General features: G+C 43.0%; 11 protein-coding genes and 2 pseudogenes. 11 read left to right on the forward strand and 2 right to left on the reverse strand.

What is annotated here, in order from left to right; genetic code table 11:
* Positions 1–24 precede the first annotated feature (24 nt).
* Complete coding sequence (fadL, locus tag AAC852_RS11450) at positions 25–1,401, reverse strand: long-chain fatty acid transporter FadL (RefSeq protein ID WP_340621135.1); 1,377 nt, start codon at positions 1,399–1,401, stop codon at positions 25–27.
* A 418-nt stretch (positions 1,402–1,819) separates the two neighbouring features.
* Between fadL and AAC852_RS11455 the strand changes: the two genes are divergently transcribed.
* From AAC852_RS11455 to sixA, 5 genes and pseudogenes are all read left to right on the forward strand, one after another.
* Positions 1,820–1,891 carry a DUF406 family protein gene (locus AAC852_RS11455; RefSeq protein WP_340621196.1) on the forward strand — a complete coding sequence of 24 codons (72 nt, stop codon included), beginning with the start codon at positions 1,820–1,822 and terminating at the stop codon, positions 1,889–1,891.
* Between the two features lie 281 nt (positions 1,892–2,172).
* Positions 2,173–3,483 carry an acetyl-CoA C-acyltransferase FadI gene (gene fadI, locus AAC852_RS11460; protein ID WP_340621136.1) on the forward strand — a complete coding sequence of 437 codons (1,311 nt, stop codon included), beginning with the start codon at positions 2,173–2,175 and terminating at the stop codon, positions 3,481–3,483.
* Positions 3,483–5,637 (forward strand): annotated as a pseudogene (gene fadJ / locus AAC852_RS11465) (fatty acid oxidation complex subunit alpha FadJ). Before fadI ends, fadJ begins: the two are co-directional and overlap by 1 nt.
* 195 nt (positions 5,638–5,832) lie before the next feature.
* Positions 5,833–6,870 (forward strand): IS630 family transposase, encoded by a 1,038-nt coding sequence (locus tag AAC852_RS11470; protein WP_340621197.1) that lies wholly within the window; start codon positions 5,833–5,835, stop codon positions 6,868–6,870.
* Positions 6,871–7,041: 171 nt separating this feature from the next.
* A complete protein-coding gene (sixA, locus tag AAC852_RS11475) occupies positions 7,042–7,542 on the forward strand; it encodes a phosphohistidine phosphatase SixA (RefSeq protein WP_340621137.1) in 501 nt (166 codons plus the stop codon).
* A gap of 50 nt (positions 7,543–7,592) precedes the next feature.
* On the opposite strand, the gene smrB is transcribed toward sixA, so the two are convergent.
* The gene (smrB, locus tag AAC852_RS11480; RefSeq protein ID WP_340621138.1) at positions 7,593–8,135 is read right to left on the reverse strand and encodes an endonuclease SmrB; all 543 of its coding nucleotides are present in this window, start codon (positions 8,133–8,135) and stop codon (positions 7,593–7,595) included.
* Positions 8,136–8,537: 402 nt separating this feature from the next.
* Here smrB and hutI point away from each other — a divergent pair, with 402 nt between their 5' ends.
* From hutI to AAC852_RS11510, 6 genes and pseudogenes are all read left to right on the forward strand, one after another.
* Positions 8,538–9,803 carry an imidazolonepropionase gene (gene hutI, locus AAC852_RS11485; protein WP_340621139.1) on the forward strand — a complete coding sequence of 422 codons (1,266 nt, stop codon included), beginning with the start codon at positions 8,538–8,540 and terminating at the stop codon, positions 9,801–9,803.
* A gap of 70 nt (positions 9,804–9,873) precedes the next feature.
* Complete coding sequence (gene hutG, locus AAC852_RS11490; RefSeq protein ID WP_340621140.1) at positions 9,874–10,833, forward strand: formimidoylglutamase; 960 nt, start codon at positions 9,874–9,876, stop codon at positions 10,831–10,833.
* Positions 10,834–10,900: 67 nt separating this feature from the next.
* Complete coding sequence (gene hutC, locus AAC852_RS11495; RefSeq protein ID WP_422824287.1) at positions 10,901–11,632, forward strand: histidine utilization repressor; 732 nt, start codon at positions 10,901–10,903, stop codon at positions 11,630–11,632.
* Positions 11,633–11,926: 294 nt separating this feature from the next.
* Entirely contained in the window at positions 11,927–13,651 is a 1,725-nt protein-coding gene (gene hutU, locus AAC852_RS11500; protein WP_340621141.1) for a urocanate hydratase, read from the forward strand.
* 14 nt (positions 13,652–13,665) lie between these two features.
* A pseudogene (hutH, locus tag AAC852_RS11505) lies at positions 13,666–15,226 on the forward strand (histidine ammonia-lyase).
* 97 nt (positions 15,227–15,323) lie between these two features.
* Positions 15,324–16,700, forward strand: coding sequence for an amino acid permease (locus AAC852_RS11510; protein ID WP_340621142.1), 1,377 nt, complete (start codon positions 15,324–15,326; stop codon positions 16,698–16,700).
* Positions 16,701–16,741: the final 41 nt, after the last annotated feature.

Genomic DNA, 16,741 nt, shown 5'->3' on the forward strand with positions numbered 1-16,741 from the left:
CCTTTTTTAGATCATAGAATATGATTAGAATGTGTAGTTAAGGCCTACACCAAACAGCCACGCAGTTCCTTTTGAATCAAACTCGTAAGTCTGGTTTAGAGGTGGTTTGGAACCTTCTTTCAGTTGTTCACTAACATGTACTTTCTTACCACGCATATAGGAAACCCCAACATCTACAGAAGCATCTTTATTAAATGCGTAAGTAGTTCCTGCACTTAACCAGAAGCGATTTTGGTCTGGAATGGAGATAGAACGATTTTTGGCAGGTACAGGACTTTCATCGAAAGCGATACCAGTACGGAAAGTCCAGTTATCATCGTAGTAGTAAGTTGTTCCTAACGAGATACGGTAAGCATTACGGAAACCTTCATGTTTCTCAAATGCAACTTGACCTGTATCATTTCGTGTTGCTTTTAATTCTTTGAATTCGTTCCAACCTGTATATAGGAAGCTATAGTGGATTGCCCATTGTGGTGCAACACGGTTATAACCCGATAATTCCCACATATCAGGCAAATTCAGATCCAATTTACCTTTAACTGTCTTTCCGTTGGTTCCACTCTCAAATTGAGATGGTATATATGGTAAATCGCTGCTGTAATCTCCGCTTTTGAATTTAACTTTAACTTTTGAGCGGTAGGTCAGGCTATAGCGGTTATTTTCATCATATTGATATAGTAGTCCAGCATTCCATCCATAACCCCAATCTTTTCCTTTCAAGCGGGCAGCTTCGGAGGCATCAGAGAGTGATAAATTTTCAAGATATTTAATATGTTTAATTTTTCCTAACATATTGAACATCTTGGTCATCTCAGTGCTTTTTTCACCCATATGGCGAATGATTTCAGCATCAGCATAAATTGCATTTACACCCAAACCAAAACTGAACTGATCATTGAGCTTATATGCACCGCTTAGATTAAAGTTTACAGTCTTGAGTGAGGTTTTTCCGCCAATTAGGCCTGCTGCATAGTTATTGCCGAAATTGGTGGATAAGCCAAAGTTACTCGTGGCTGATGCGCCAACAAACCATTGTTCAGTGATTGGTGTAATAAAATGTAGGTTTGGTATCGGAGCATTTGGCGCAATATTTTTTGCATCAGTGCTGTTGTATGTTTTAGTTGCCGGATTAGGAGTTGGAGATCTACCCGTGATATCAACGCTTGGTTTGACGTAAATAAGGCCGCCAGAAAATGATGGACGATCAAATAGGGTCATGGCTGCAGGGTTGCGGCTACCTTCAGAAGCATCTTCTGCAACGACACCTGCTCCAGAAAATGCCCGGCCTAGTCCTGATGATGAATACTCATTCAATTGAAAACCGGCAGCACTAGCATTGGATGAAATAATTGCAACCGCCACTGCTAATGCTGAACGTGTAAATAGGTTTTTCTGGTTCATAACCAAAACCTCATTGTTTAATTATTATTTAACATGCTACTCAATGTAGCTGAGAGCGCGGAATTGTAGAGTCAGTTTATCATAATGACAAATCAGACCAGTGCGGGAAGTATAGGCCCGATATCATAATGTGTTGCAAGAATGTTTTTAAAATATGACGAAATTGATTACAAAAATGGGACTTGCTTAACAAAAAAGAGACAACCCAGATTGATAAATTGTAAATAAAAAGCCGTTAATGTGCTGAGATCAATAAATAGTGAGATAAATGATATTAAACAGTGTAATTACTGGTTATTAAAGGAAAAGGTAACGTAAAATCAGTCGCAGATTTTCATAGTCAGAGAAGTAAAAGGACTGATGCAATTAAGCGTTGTAGTGCAGAAAAACTGTCGTCTGTTGTTGTGTTGATGGTGGATTGCAACTGATAGCGGTTTTTACGCTTAGTTGCCAGGCAGAAGCAATGATATTCCAGTTAGGATTGCGTTAGTTCTTTCTTGAGTCAAGGTTTGTGTAGTCTAAGACAGTGGAAAGACTGTCTCTTATCCGTGGTAATCCATGATTATTTCTTTATCTTTTTCTCACATGCTATCTGTTCAAGTAGTGTAGATTATAAATATATTAAAGTTGCGCTTGCTCGCATTTTTAGTTTATTCCTGTTTGATATTCTCCAACATTGCGTTAACAATGCTCCATCAGGTCTGACCTCTTATGAGGTGAGTAAATATTTTTAATCAATTGATTTAGTTAATGATTATTTCAGGAGTTGCTATGAGTCGTTCTTCAACAAAAGTGGCACAACAAAAGGAACGAGTGGCGATTGTCAGTGGGTTGCGCCTTCCTTTTGCGAAACAGGCGACTAACTACCACGGTATTCCGGCTGTTGATCTAGGAAAAGCTGTTGTCAGTGAGTTGGTCATCAGAAGTGGGCTGCCACCAGAGAAGATCGACCAATTGGTTTTTGGGCAAGTTGTTCAAATGCCGGAAGCACCGAATATTGCAAGGGAAATCGTATTAGGTGCTGGCTTAAGTGTCAGTACAGATGCGTATAGCGTTTCCCGGGCCTGTGCAACCAGCTTTCAGGCAATCGCGAATGTAGCAGATAGCATTATGGCTGGGACAGTGAATGTGGGGATCGCGGGTGGTGCTGATTCTTCTTCAGTCTTGCCAATCGGGGTAACCAAATCATTGGCTCGCACGCTGGTTGATATGAACAAAGCTAAGAGCCTGTCGCAACGCTTTAAATTACTTAGTAAATTGAAGTTAAAAGATTTACTGCCAGTATCACCCGCTGTTGCTGAATATTCAACGGGGTTACGAATGGGAGATACGGCTGAGCAAATGGCGAAAACTTATCATATCAGCCGTAAAGAGCAGGACGAATTGGCTCACCGTTCTCATGTATTGGCTGCTAAAGCCTGGGAGCAGGGACTATTGCGTAATGAAGTGGTATCAGCACATTTCCCGCCGTACCATGAGTCCCTGCTGGAAGATAATAATATCCGAAAAAATTCAGAACTCACCTCTTACGCTAAATTGCGTCCTGCCTTTGACCGCAAACATGGTTCAGTGACTGCCGCCAATAGTACACCACTGACGGATGGTGCGGCGGCGGTTATTTTGATGAGTGAATCTGCGGCTAAAGAGCTTGGTATGACTCCGTTAGGTTATTTACGTAGTTACGCCTTCTCAGCAATTGATGTTTGGCAGGATATGCTATTGGGGCCATCTTATGCGACGCCGTTGGCGTTGGACAGAGCGGGTATTACTTTGAATGAACTTTCGCTCATAGATATGCATGAAGCATTTGCTGCCCAAACCCTTACGAATTTAAAAATGTTTGCCAGTGAAAAGTTTGCCCGCGAGAAATTAGGACGCTCTCAGGCAATTGGCGAAGTGGATATGAATAAATTCAATGTATTGGGCGGTTCAATCGCTTATGGTCATCCGTTTGCTGCGACTGGAGCCAGAATGGTAACTCAGACACTGAATGAGTTGCGCCGTCGTGGTGGTGGGCTTGGATTGACAACAGCTTGTGCTGCCGGTGGATTGGGTGCAGCGATGGTATTGGAGGTAGAATAATGGCTCAGGCTGAAAAAGAAACAATCATGTCAGAGATACAATCGGTATTTGGTTTTTCTGTCAGAGATGACAAGATTGGTGTCATTACGATTGATGTCCTGGGTGAGAAGGTCAACACGCTGAAAGCGGAGTTTGTTGAACAATTTTTGACAGTTTTTGAGAAGGCACAACAAGTTACCGGCTTAAAAGGTTTGGTAATTGTGTCCGGCAAACCGGATACATTTATCGCTGGCGCAGATATCACTATGATCGCAGGCTGCCAAACTCAACAAGAAGCAACGAAATTGGCTGAAAAAGGTCAGGAATTATTTGCCCGGATTGCCAATTATTCTTTACCAATTGTTGCCGCCATTCATGGTGCATGTCTGGGGGGCGGGTTGGAGTTAGCATTAGCCTGCCATGCGCGTGTTTGTTCTCTGGATGATAAGACGCGTCTTGGCTTACCGGAAGTGCAGCTCGGGTTATTACCTGGTTCGGGGGGAACTCAGCGATTACCTCGTCTGATAGGTGTCAGCTCTGCTTTGGATATGATGCTGACAGGCCGCCAACTGAAAGCAAATCAGGCAAAACGTCTGGGCGTTGTAGATGATGCGGTTCCTTTGGATATTTTGCTGGATGTCGCTGTTCAATATGTCAAAAAAGGAATGATTAAGCGTAAGCCGTTAGCATGGTCACAGCGTTTGTTGGCAAGTGCCTTGGGTAGGCCACTGTTGTTTCGGATGGTTCAACAAAAAACACAGGCAAAAACTCATGGTCATTATCCAGCACCAGAGCGGATTATTGATATCGTTCGTACCGGACTGGAGAAAGGGCAAAAGGCGGGTTTTCAGGCGGAAGCCAAAGCATTTGGTGAACTGGCTATGTCGCCAGAATCGGAAGCATTGCGCAGCCTGTTTTTCGCTGCTACCTCATTAAAAAACGAAACAGGTTCTTCAGAACAACCAGCTAAGATCAAACATGTGGGGATTTTGGGGGGTGGTTTGATGGGGGGCGGAATTGCCAACGTTACTGCCACTCGCGGTAATTTACCTGTTCGTATCAAAGATATTAATGAAAAAGGTATCAATCAGGCGCTTAAATATACATGGGATCTGCTTTCTAAACGAGTCAAACAACGGCGTTTGAAACCGTCGGAGTGTTCCCGTCAAATGTCTCTGCTTTCCGGATCAACTGATTATATTGGCTTTAAACAAGCTGATATCGTCGTGGAAGCCGTGTTTGAAGATCTGGTATTGAAACGTAAAATGGTTTCAGAAATTGAAGCGAATACAAAACCGGAAACCATTTTCGCTTCCAACACCTCTTCATTGCCAATTCACCAAATTGCAGAGGTTGCTAAACGCCCGGAGCAAGTTATCGGTCTCCACTATTTCAGTCCGGTTGATAAAATGCCGCTGGTGGAAGTGATCCCGCATGAAGGAACCAGTGAAAAAACAATTGCGACGGCGGTAGCGCTGGCGAAAAAACAGGGTAAAACAGCGATTGTTGTTGGTGATAAAGCAGGGTTCTATGTTAACCGAATTTTGTCTCCTTATATCAATGAAGCGGGTTATTGTTTAGTAGAAGGTGAACCTGTTAGCCATATCGATAAGGCATTGGTTGATTTTGGTTTCCCGATTGGCCCAATTAATTTGCTGGATGAGGTCGGTATTGATGTTGGAACAAAAATTATTCCTGTCCTGATAGAGCAATTGGGGAGCCGATTTACTCCACCAGCAATTCTGGATGCAGTATTGAATGACAATCGTAAAGGCAAGAAAAACGGTCGTGGTTTTTATTCCTACGAGGTCAAAAAAAGTAAATTCTGGTCATTTAGAAAAAGTAGCAAAGAGGTTGACTCTTCCATCTATTCATTGTTGAAAACCAAGCCTAACGCCAAGTTGTCTCCATCAGATATTGCTCAGCGTTGTTTAATGCCGATGTTAAATGAAGCTGTTCGCTGTTTGGATGAAGGTATCATCCGAAGCCCCCGTGATGGTGATATTGGTGCAGTATTTGGTATCGGCTTCCCGCCGTTCCTGGGAGGGCCATTCCGTTATATGGATAAACTAGGTAGTCATAAAGTTGTGGAAATTTTACATCGATGGAGAAAGATTTGCACCTTGTGAACGCCTGGTTCAGATGGCTGAACAGAATGAAAAATTCTATGAATAATTTATAGTTTTTATGGAATCAATTATATCGGCTCTTTTAGCTCAAGAGCCGATTTTTTATGCCAAATAATTTCTGATTCTTATAATATTTTTTACGTGTTGAATAAATGAAATAATAATAACCAAACAAGATATATATACCAATCGCCATTGAAGATGCTTGATTTCTTATCCAAATCAGATCATGCTTGCAACCATGAAAATTCATCTGACACCAGAACAAAAACGTGCCCTCGAATTGATGCATGATACCACGCGTGACAGTCGAGTCTGTGATCGCATCAAGGCCGTGCTTTTGGCCTCCGAAGGCTGGACAGCTCAGATGATAGCCCAGGCCTTGCGTATTCATGAAAGTACGGTCAGCCGTCACCTAAAAGACTTCATCGCTCAGGAAAAGCTGACGCCGGAAAATGGGGGCTCTGAAAGCCATCTCTCTGCCGAACAAACCGCTGACCTGATTGAATATTTGACCGCCAATTTGATGCATACCACGACCCAAATTGTGGCCTATGTCCAAGCACGTTGGCAGGTGTCTTTCAGCGTGGGGGGTATGACGAAATGGCTTCACCGCCAGGGTTTCAGCTATAAAAAGCCAAAGGGAGTGCCTCATAAATTCGATGCGGATAAACAGCAACAATTTATTGATGACTACAAGATGCTGAAAGACAGGGCGGCTCAGAATGAGCCGATCCTATTTATTGATGCGGTGCATCCTTCACAGTCCACAAAGCTCAGTTATGGCTGGATGAAAGCAGGGAAAAATCAGGTAAAAGAGGTTGAAACCACCGGCAGTCGTACCCGTCTCAATATTCTGGGTGCGCTGAATTTACAACGGATTGAAGACACCGTGATCCGTGAATATCCAAGCATTAATGCTGAAAATATCGCCTATTTCTTCGGTGCGCTCCGAGAAACTTACCCGCTGTCGCAAAAAATCCACCTCATTCTGGATGGAGCGGGTTACCACCGAGCCGAGTTGGTGAAAGATATTGCATATGTCCTGAATATTGAATTGCATTATCTCCCGCCTTACAGCCCAAACCTCAATCCGATAGAGCGATTGTGGAAGTATATGAATGAGCAAGTGCGTAACAATATCTATTTTCCGGATGCGAAGACCTTCCGTGAAACCCTTCGTCACTTTTTTCATGTCACTTTGCCAGAAAAAGCGAAAGAGCTCACGACTCGACTGACTGATAATTTTCAGACTTTAAAACCTGCATCTTCAAGTTAGATTGGTATATAATTCGTCTTTAGTGATTTTATTTGTTTCTATTTTGAGGCAGAATGCCTATCAATCTTAATTGATTTCCTTCTGTTAAAGTGTATATCAATAATATGGTTTTGTTTTTATAATTAATTACCTAAAAGCGGTATAATCTAAAATTTAACTCAACGGTGAATTATGTTTGTTTTTATTATGCGTCACGGTGATGCCGCTTTCGACTCAATCAGCGATGCAATGCGAGAATTAACACCACGTGGTTGTCAGGAATCACAGAAAATGGCTCTTTGGCTTGCGCAACAGTTGCCTGATATCGATTGTGTCTTAGTCAGCCCCTATATCCGGGCAGAGCAGACTCTGAAAGTCGTTCGTGAGAGCCTGACATTGCCTGATAGTGAGGAGGTGTTAGAAGAGTTAACACCGTCGGGTGACGCGGCACTGGTAGCGAGTTACTTACAAGTTTTGGCAATTCAGGGGAAAAAAGCAGTATTGTTAGTTTCTCATTTACCTTTGGTTGGTTATTTAGTATCTGAGCTTTGCCCTGTACAAACTCCGCCTATGTTTACAACTTCCGGTATTGCTTGTGTGGAGTTGGATCACCAGACAGAGAAAGGCCGCCTATTATGGCAAACCTCTCCAGCACATTTAGTGACAAACGATATTAGTGATAAACGGTATTAGTGATAAACAATAGTGACAAAAGCCTAGTTGATCAGAGGCGGCGTGTACATTTAGCGCTGTATAAACTCATCCTGTTCTACCAAAATGAGTAATGCAGCGTTTCCTCCCCACTCTTTGGGAGCTTGATGAAAAGCAATAATATCGGGATGTTGAGCGAGCCATAATGGTGTTTGTTGTTTAAGAATATGTTTACCGTGACCATGCATAATACAGGCACAATAGACGTTTTCACGGCGGCAGGCGGCTATCAAAGCCCCAATTTCTTGTTTAGCCTGCAACTGAGTTAATCCGTGTAAATCCAGAAAGAATTCAGGGGAATAATCTCCTCGCCGTAACTTCTTCAGCTCATAATGATTGGCACCTTCACGTACATAACGGGTCGGGCCTTCCATATCGAGATTGGGCTGGAACTCATCAGAAAAATAGTAACTGGCATCGACCTGTTCTTGCATTAGACGCTCAGGAGCGATCTGGCCGATTTTTTTTCTTCTGGGGGAATGTAAGACTTTATCTTGAGCAATACGACGGGTTCCCGCAACAGACGTTCTAAATAGGCTGATGTCTTCTTCACTTAATGTTATTTTCTTCTTCATTACATACTAATTTTATTAACAACTTTTGGTCAGTGTACCTGATTTTCTATCATTTTGCTTAAATGCTATTACATAATATAACCATGTTTATTTAGTGGTTATTTGTTGTTTTCTTCAATATAGCTTGCCAATGTTTTAATCTTTTTTGAAGAGCTTGTGGAAAATGTTTCTTTTCTCTGGTTCTGGGGAAAAAACTATTGATCGTATTTTGATCGTGCTTTTCCCAGAGCAGGTGATTTAATAAAATCTAATATATTTTTATCATTACGAATATCATCCCAAAAATTCACAATTGCTCCTTTATTCATAAAATGGATTGACAAATTTTTTTGGTTATAAAATAAATGCATATACAACATGCAGGCTGATATTGACAAGAAAAAAAGTAACGGAGAGAAACTAATGTCAATTGGACTGAAAGATAGCGATATTATTTGGCGCAATGCTAGACTTGCCACCATGAACCCTATAATCAACAACATAGATGGCAAACACAATTACGGCATTCTGGAACGACATGATTTGATCATACGAGATGAAAAAATTCTGGCGATTTTACCAACAGAAAGTGTGCCAGCTAATCGTTGTAAGGTGATTGATGTAAAACAGCGATTAATCACTCCTGGCCTGATAGATTGTCATACTCACTTAGTTTTTGGTGGCAATCGGGCATCGGAATGGGAACAGCGTTTGAATGGCGTTTCTTATGAAGAAATCAGTGCTAAAGGTGGTGGAATTAATGCTACAGTCAATGCAACCAGACAAAGTTCAGCCCAACAATTGGAAATCGCCGCTCAAAAGCGACTTAATGCTTTAATATCTGAAGGTGTAACGACAATTGAGATGAAATCGGGTTATGGATTAGATCTGAAAAATGAAGAAAAACAACTGAAAGTTATTCAAACATTAAAGCAAAAGAACTCCGTTGAAATCAGTCCGACTTTACTCTCAGCTCATGCAGTTCCTTCTGAATATACACATAATCCTGATGCTTACATAGATTTAGTTTGCGATACCATTCTTCCAACCCTTTGGCAAAATCAATTGTTTGAATCTGTGGATGTTTTTTGTGAAAGCGTTGGATTTAGTCTCCAGCAAACTAAACGGGTCTTTGACGCAGCTAAAAAACTCGATATTCCCATCAAGGGCCATGTGGAGCAGCTCTCTAATTTAGGCGGCTCTGAATTGGTGGCAGATTATCAAGGTTTATCGGTTGATCATATTGAATTTCTGGATGAAAAAGGAGTTGAAGCGATCAGCCGCAGTGGAACTGTCGCCGTATTATTACCGGGAGCATTTTATTTCCTGAGGGAGACTAAACGTCCTCCGATTGCCTTATTGCGTCAATATCGTGTACCGATGGCTATTTCGACGGATTTTAATCCGGGAACCAGCCCTTTTACATCTTTGCGTATGATGATGAATATGGCCTGTGTCCAGTTTGGTTTAACGCCAGAAGAGGCATGGCAGGGGGTGACTATCCATGCGGCACGTGCATTAGGGCGGGGAGATAGTCACGGTCAGTTAACAGCAGGTTATATGGCTGATTTTGTTGTTTGGGATGCTCAGGAACCCGTTGATATATTGTATGAGCTTGGACATAACCCATTGGTTTATCGTGTTTATCGCGGAGCAATCACGCATAGCTCTATGCATCGTGATTCATAAGCAGTATCGCTTGGAAAACAATACATTATTTAGAATTTAGAGAACAATAAATAATAGTGAGGGATATAACATGAAATTATGGCATCCGACATCAGAAAACATTTGGCAAGGACGAAATGATCTCGCGGAAGCAAATAACGCATTACGGGTATTCCAGACGATAAAACAGCCCCCCTGTTTCTCTCCAGAACAATTTCCGAATCATATTGCATTACTGGGATTTGAATGTGATGAAGGGGTAAAACTCAACCAAGGACGACCGGGAGCTAAATTAGGGCCTGAATATCTGCGCCAGTCATTGGCAAATATGGCGAGTCATGATGGACATGAATGGCTGGTGGATTTGGGTAATATCCGGGCTAATAGTGGACAATTAAGTGAAGCCCAGAGTGCCCTGAGTGATGCTGTCTATGAGTGTCAGCATCAGAAAATGCGGACGTTAATTTTTGGCGGCGGACATGAAACGGCATTTGCTCATGGCATGGGAATTTATCGTGCATTTCCAACTCAACGGGTAGGGATTATTAACTTTGATGCGCATCTGGATCTGCGGAATGCGCCACAACCCACATCGGGAACCCCGTTTCGTCAGCTTGCTGATTATTGTCATCAGCAACAACGTCTATTTAATTATACTTGTATAGGTGCCAGTTTGGCCTCGAATACGCAGGCTCTATTAGACGAAGCTAATCACCTTGATGTCACAATTATTTGGGATACTCAATGTATTGATTCCATGTTGGATAAGGTACAGCAACAAATACAAGACCTGATTAATCAGGTTGAAGTCATTTACATGACGATTGATTTGGATGTGTTGCCAATCTGGCAAATGCCATCAGTATCGGCTCCGGCTGCGCTGGGTGTCCCGTTAGAACGCTTATTATCATTGATTCAACCCATTTGTCAGAGTAAGAAATTGCAGGCTATTGATTTAGTTGAACTTAATCCATTGTATGATATTCAGGGTATGGGTGGTAAAGCAGCGGCTCGTCTTGCATGGCAATTAGTACATTGGTGGAATGGATAATTCGTGAAATAAATAATCCGTGTAATAAATAGTCCGTATAATAAATAGGAGTAAGAAGGAATTTATTGTGTCCATTGATTTATCAGATAAAGCGGCTAAGCCTGTGCCTCTGTACGCAAAAGTTAAACAAGCAATTGTTGAAAAAATCTATACAGGGGAGTGGAAACCGCATGACAGGGTTCCTTCGGAATCTGAATTAGTTAAACAATTTAACTGTAGTCGCATGACAGCAAACAGGGCATTGCGGGAGCTGACAGCAGAAGGGTTTCTGTTCCGTTTGCAAGGGGTGGGTTCATTTGTTGCAGAGCCTAAAGGACAATCGGCCTTATTTGAAATACACAGTATTGCTGATGAAATTGAGGCTCGTTTCCACCGACACAGTTGCAAGGTACTGAAACTTGCAGAAGTGACGGCTAATATGACTCAGGCCGCAGAATTGGCAATCGAGATTGGCACACTTATTTATCATTCGATTATTGTTCATTATGAAAATGATATTCCTGTGCAAATTGAAGACCGTTATGTTAATGCGTTGGCGGTGCCAGAGTATCTGCGGCAGGATTTTAGTCAGCAAACTGCTCATGATTATTTATCGATAGTCGCTCCTCTTACGGAAGGAGAGCACATTGTAGAAGCGGTTGCAGGTGATGCCCGCTCTTGCCGTTTGCTGCAAATAGAAGAAAACACGCCCTGTTTGTTGATCAGCCGACGAACCTGGTCGAAAGAGCATATTGTTTCCAGCGCTAAGTTATTATTTCCTGGCAACCGTTATAAACTGAAAGGGTGTTTTAGTTCGTGATTCGGAGCTTATGATTTGGTTAAAACATCTCCTCTTTGCTTTATGCATAGAGGAGAAAGGAAAGAGTGTATTGTGACAATAATGTAAATAATATGTGATATAAAACACAAAACCAGCAAAAATATGCGACTGCCCGCCTGAAAATAAATCAATATCATCTTATTGATCTTCCTAATAAAAGAAATAACACAAAATTATTGACTTTATCTTCGTCACATTTTTGCCTATTGAATATACATGTATATACAACTATACAGTTAATAAATTTTCATAAAGGTGAAAAAGGAAAAAACCGTGACAATGCAAAATAATAAATTCAATAACGCGGTCATTCGTGCTGCCAGAGGAACGCAGCTCACAGCAAAAAGTTGGTTGACAGAAGCACCGCTCCGTATGTTGATGAATAATCTGGATCCTGACGTAGCAGAAAATCCTCATGAGCTGGTCGTTTATGGTGGAATTGGTCGTGCAGCCAGAAATTGGCAATGTTATGAAAAAATCGTTGAGACTCTGAGAAATCTGGAGAATAACGAAACACTACTGGTGCAATCAGGTAAGCCTGTCGGGGTTTTCAAAACCCATGAGAATGCGCCCCGCGTATTAATAGCAAACTCAAATTTGGTTCCACATTGGGCAACATGGGAACACTTTAATGAACTGGATGCCAAAGGATTAGCAATGTATGGCCAGATGACTGCCGGTAGCTGGATATATATCGGTAGTCAAGGGATTGTACAAGGTACTTATGAGACATTTGTTGAAGCCGGGCGCCAGCATTATAACGGTGATCTGACTGGTCGCTGGGTATTGACTGCCGGTTTAGGTGGCATGGGTGGTGCACAACCTTTGGCAGCGACGTTGGCGGGGGCGTCATCACTCAATATTGAATGTCAGCAAAGCCGTATTGATTTTCGTCTGCGTACTAAATATGTGGATGAACAAGCAATTGATCTGGATGACGCACTGGCACGTATTAAACGTTACACCGAGGAAGGTAAAGCGGTATCGATAGCCCTGTGCGGTAACGCAGCAGAAATTTTACCGGAGTTAGTTCGCCGCGGTGTTCGTCCTGATATGGTAACAGACCAAACCAGTGCCCATGATCCATTACATGGTTATCTGCCAGCGGGTTGGACATGGGAAGAATATTGTCGCCGTGCCGAAACAGAGCCAGAAGTGGTAATTCAGGCTGCGAAAGCCTCAATGGCAGTACATGTTGAAGCGATGTTGGCTTTCCAGAAACAGGGGATTCCTACTTTTGATTACGGCAATAATATCCGTCAAATGGCAAAAGAAATAGGTGTTGAACATGCTTTTGATTTCCCTGGTTTTGTGCCTGCTTATATTCGTCCACTCTTTTGCCGCGGGATTGGGCCTTTCCGTTGGGCAGCTCTTTCCGGTGATCCGGAAGATATTTATAAAACCGATGCCAAAGTAAAAGCGCTGTTGCCAGATGATACCCACTTGCATCGTTGGCTGGATATGGCACGGGAACGTATCAGCTTCCAGGGCTTGCCTGCACGTATTTGTTGGGTGGGTCTGGGAGATCGGGCTAAGTTGGGTTTGGCATTTAATGAAATGGTACGTAATGGCGAACTTTCAGCACCAATCGTGATTGGACGTGATCATCTGGATTCAGGTTCAGTGGCAAGTCCCAACCGTGAAACGGAATCAATGAAAGATGGTTCTGATGCTGTTTCTGACTGGCCATTACTCAATGCGCTATTGAATACAGCCAGTGGTGCAACCTGGGTATCTCTGCACCACGGTGGTGGTGTGGGCATGGGATTTTCTCAACATTCAGGCATGGTCATTGTTTGTGATGGTTCGGATGACGCAGCAGAACGTATTGCCCGGGTATTGCACAATGATCCAGCGACGGGGGTCATGCGTCATGCTGATGCGGGCTATGAACTGGCGGTTCAATGTGCAAAAGAACAGGGATTGAACCTACCCATGCTGAATACACAAGCGGTAGAAGGCGTATCAATTGAAACAAAAGCAGCAGAAATAAAATAAGGAGTGTTATTGATATGAAACACATGATTATTCATCCGGGAAAAATGACGCTTGAAGAGTTACGCCATGTTTATCAGCATCCCGTACAGATCACGTTGGATGCACAATGCTTCCCGGCGATTGAGAGCAGTGTTGAATGCGTTAACCGTATTATCAGCGAAAACAGAACCGCTTATGGGATTAATACAGGTTTCGGTTTGTTGGCAAATACCCGAATTGCAGAGCAGGATTTGGAAGAGTTGCAACGCGCTATTGTAATGTCACATGCAGCAGGTGTTGGTGAGCCTTTATCAGATGAAATCGTCCGGTTGATTATGGTTTTGAAAATCAATAGCCTGGCTCGTGGTTATTCCGGTATTCGTTTGGAAGTTATTCAGGCACTGGTAACATTGGTAAATGCCGAAGTTTACCCTTGCATTCCAAGCAAAGGCTCGGTCGGAGCTTCTGGTGATTTGGCTCCACTGGCGCATATGAGTCTGTTATTGTTGGGAGAGGGCAAAGCCCGTTATCGTGGTGAATGGTTGCCGGCAAAAGAAGCCCTGGCAAAAGCGGGACTTAAACCCATTCAACTGGTGGCAAAAGAGGGGCTGGCACTACTTAACGGTACACAAACCTCAACTGCATTTGCCTTGAAAGGGCTTTTTGCGGCGGAAGAGTTACTTGCATCTGCCATTGTTTGTGGTGCCTTATCTGTTGAAGCGGCCTTGGGTTCCCGTAAGCCATTTGATGCGCGTATTCATGACGTGCGTGGACAGCAAGGGCAAATTGATGTTGCAGCTTTATACCGTTTTGTATTAGAAGAACAAAGTGACATTTCTGCCTCCCACGAAAATTGCCCGAAAGTGCAAGACCCTTACTCGTTACGCTGTCAACCACAGGTAATGGGTGCTTGTCTGACCCAAATTCGCTATGCTGCTGATGTCATTATGGTTGAGGCTAATGCTGTTTCTGACAATCCACTGGTCTTTACTGAACAGGATGAAGTGATTTCTGGTGGTAACTTCCATGCAGAGCCTGTCGCAATGGCATCGGATAATCTGGCTATTGCGCTGGCGGAAATTGGCGCGTTGTCAGAACGCAGGATTGCTCTGCTAATGGATAGTAATATGTCTCAGTTGCCACCGTTTCTGGTCAAAAACAGTGGAGTTAATTCCGGTTTTATGATTGCTCAGGTGACTGCGGCAGCTCTGGCAAGTGAAAATAAAGCACTGGCACATCCTTCCAGTGTTGATAGTCTGCCGACCTCAGCGAATCAGGAAGATCATGTTCTCAATGGCACCAGCAGCAGGTCGTCGTTTGTGGGAAATGGCGGATAACGTCAGGGGAATTCTGGCGATTGAGTGGTTAACGGCTTGTCAGGGGCTGGATTTTCGTGCAGGTTTAGCGAGTAGCCCGATTCTGGAAAAAGCCCGCCATATTCTGCGTGAGAAAGTCACACATTACGATAAAGATCGTTTTTTCTCACCAGACATTGAAACGGCTATTCAATTGTTGGCAGAGCAGCAACTTTCTGCACTGTTGCCGGCTGGTACGATCCTGTCGAATGGTAATATTCTGAAAAACCACATAAATTAAATTGTTCTTAGGCCGGTTCTCCGGCCTTATCGTTGTATTTATCTTTCATATCTGATTATCTTTCACATCTAATAATAAAAGAAAATAGGGATAAATCATGCAAAACATCTCACAACTCAAGCGTGGGTTAAGTGTTCGTCATATTCGGTTTATGGCACTGGGGTCGGCAATTGGTACTGGGCTTTTTTATGGTTCTGCGGGAGCCATTCAAGCAGCAGGGCCTGCGGTATTGTTGGCATACGCTATTGGTGGTGCGGCCGTTTTTATGGTTATGCGTGCATTGGGGGAAATGGCTGTCCATAACCCTGTGCCGGGTTCTTTCTCCCATTATGCCAATCACTATCTGGGACCATTGGCGGGTTTTCTGACCGGATGGACTTATGTATTTGAAATGTTGGTTGTCTGTCTGGCAGATGTCACCGCATTTGGCCTCTATATGAAACTTTGGTTTCCCCATGTTGACCAATGGATTTGGGTTCTCGGTATCGTCTTTTTCATCGGGGCGATAAATCTGTGCAATGTCAAAGTGTTTGGTGAAATGGAGTTTTGGCTTTCTATCATTAAAGTCGCAGCGATTGTTGCCATGATTATCGGTGGTTTCGCGATTATGATGTATGGATTTGGTCAGGAAGCAGGTCATGTTACCGGGTTATCAAATTTATGGGAACATGGTGGTTTCATGCCGAATGGGATTGCAGGAGTGATAGCTTCATTTACAGTTGTGATGTTCGCATTTGGAGGTATTGAAGTTATCGGTATTACCGCCAGTGAGGCGAAAAATCCGGCACAATCCATTCCACGGGCGATTAATGCGGTGCCGCTGCGTATTTTGCTGTTTTATATTCTCACTTTATTTGTGCTGATGTGTATTTATCCGTGGAATCAAGTTGGTCAGAATGGCAGCCCGTTTGTCCAGATCTTCTCCAGTCTGGGGATTAACTCCGCAGCCAATATCCTGAATATCGTCGTTATTACAGCCGCCATTTCAGCGATTAACAGTGATATTTTTGGTGCGGGAAGAATGATGTATGGCCTGGCGCAGGAAAAACAGGCTCCCGCTTCTTTCACCAAATTGACTCAACATGGAGTACCGTGGATCACGGTATTGGCAATGTCAGTAATTTTGCTAATCGGTGTCGTTTTGAACTATCTGTTGCCTGAACAAATCTTTGTCATTATTGCTTCCATTGCAACATTTGCCACAGTGTGGGTATGGCTGATGATTTTGTTGTCACAATATATGATGCGCCGGAAAATGCCGGCAGAAGAGGCTAAACAGCTTAAATTTCCGGTTCCGTTGTGGCCAATAGCACCGGCTCTGGCAATGGCATTTATGGCATTTATCATCATGGTACTGGGCTATTTCCCCAATACGCGTGTCGCACTGTTTGTGGGAATCGTGTGGATTGTGCTATTGACTGTCAGTTATTTCTTATGGGTAAAAAAGTCGGATGAAAAAACTAACTTATACTAACTGATAAATAAAATAGACAACGCCAATAAAAACCATCCTGT

Source organism: Xenorhabdus siamensis (assembly GCF_037996745.1).
In the GTDB taxonomy this organism is placed as follows: Bacteria; Pseudomonadota; Gammaproteobacteria; order Enterobacterales; family Enterobacteriaceae; genus Xenorhabdus; species Xenorhabdus indica.

Bases quoted from the DNA above. Each gene is read 5' to 3' on its own strand.
- fadL (WP_340621135.1), bottom strand. From the start codon at position 1,401: ATGAACCAGAAAAACCTATTTACACGTTCAGCATTAGCAGTGGCGGTT.
- AAC852_RS11510 (WP_340621142.1), top strand. From the start codon at position 15,324: ATGCAAAACATCTCACAACTCAAGCGTGGGTTAAGTGTTCGTCATATT.
- fadI (WP_340621136.1), top strand. From the start codon at position 2,173: ATGAGTCGTTCTTCAACAAAAGTGGCACAACAAAAGGAACGAGTGGCG.
- hutG (WP_340621140.1), top strand. From the start codon at position 9,874: ATGAAATTATGGCATCCGACATCAGAAAACATTTGGCAAGGACGAAAT.
- smrB (WP_340621138.1), bottom strand. From the start codon at position 8,135: ATGAAGAAGAAAATAACATTAAGTGAAGAAGACATCAGCCTATTTAGA.
- sixA (WP_340621137.1), top strand. From the start codon at position 7,042: ATGTTTGTTTTTATTATGCGTCACGGTGATGCCGCTTTCGACTCAATC.
- hutI (WP_340621139.1), top strand. From the start codon at position 8,538: ATGTCAATTGGACTGAAAGATAGCGATATTATTTGGCGCAATGCTAGA.
- AAC852_RS11470 (WP_340621197.1), top strand. From the start codon at position 5,833: ATGAAAATTCATCTGACACCAGAACAAAAACGTGCCCTCGAATTGATG.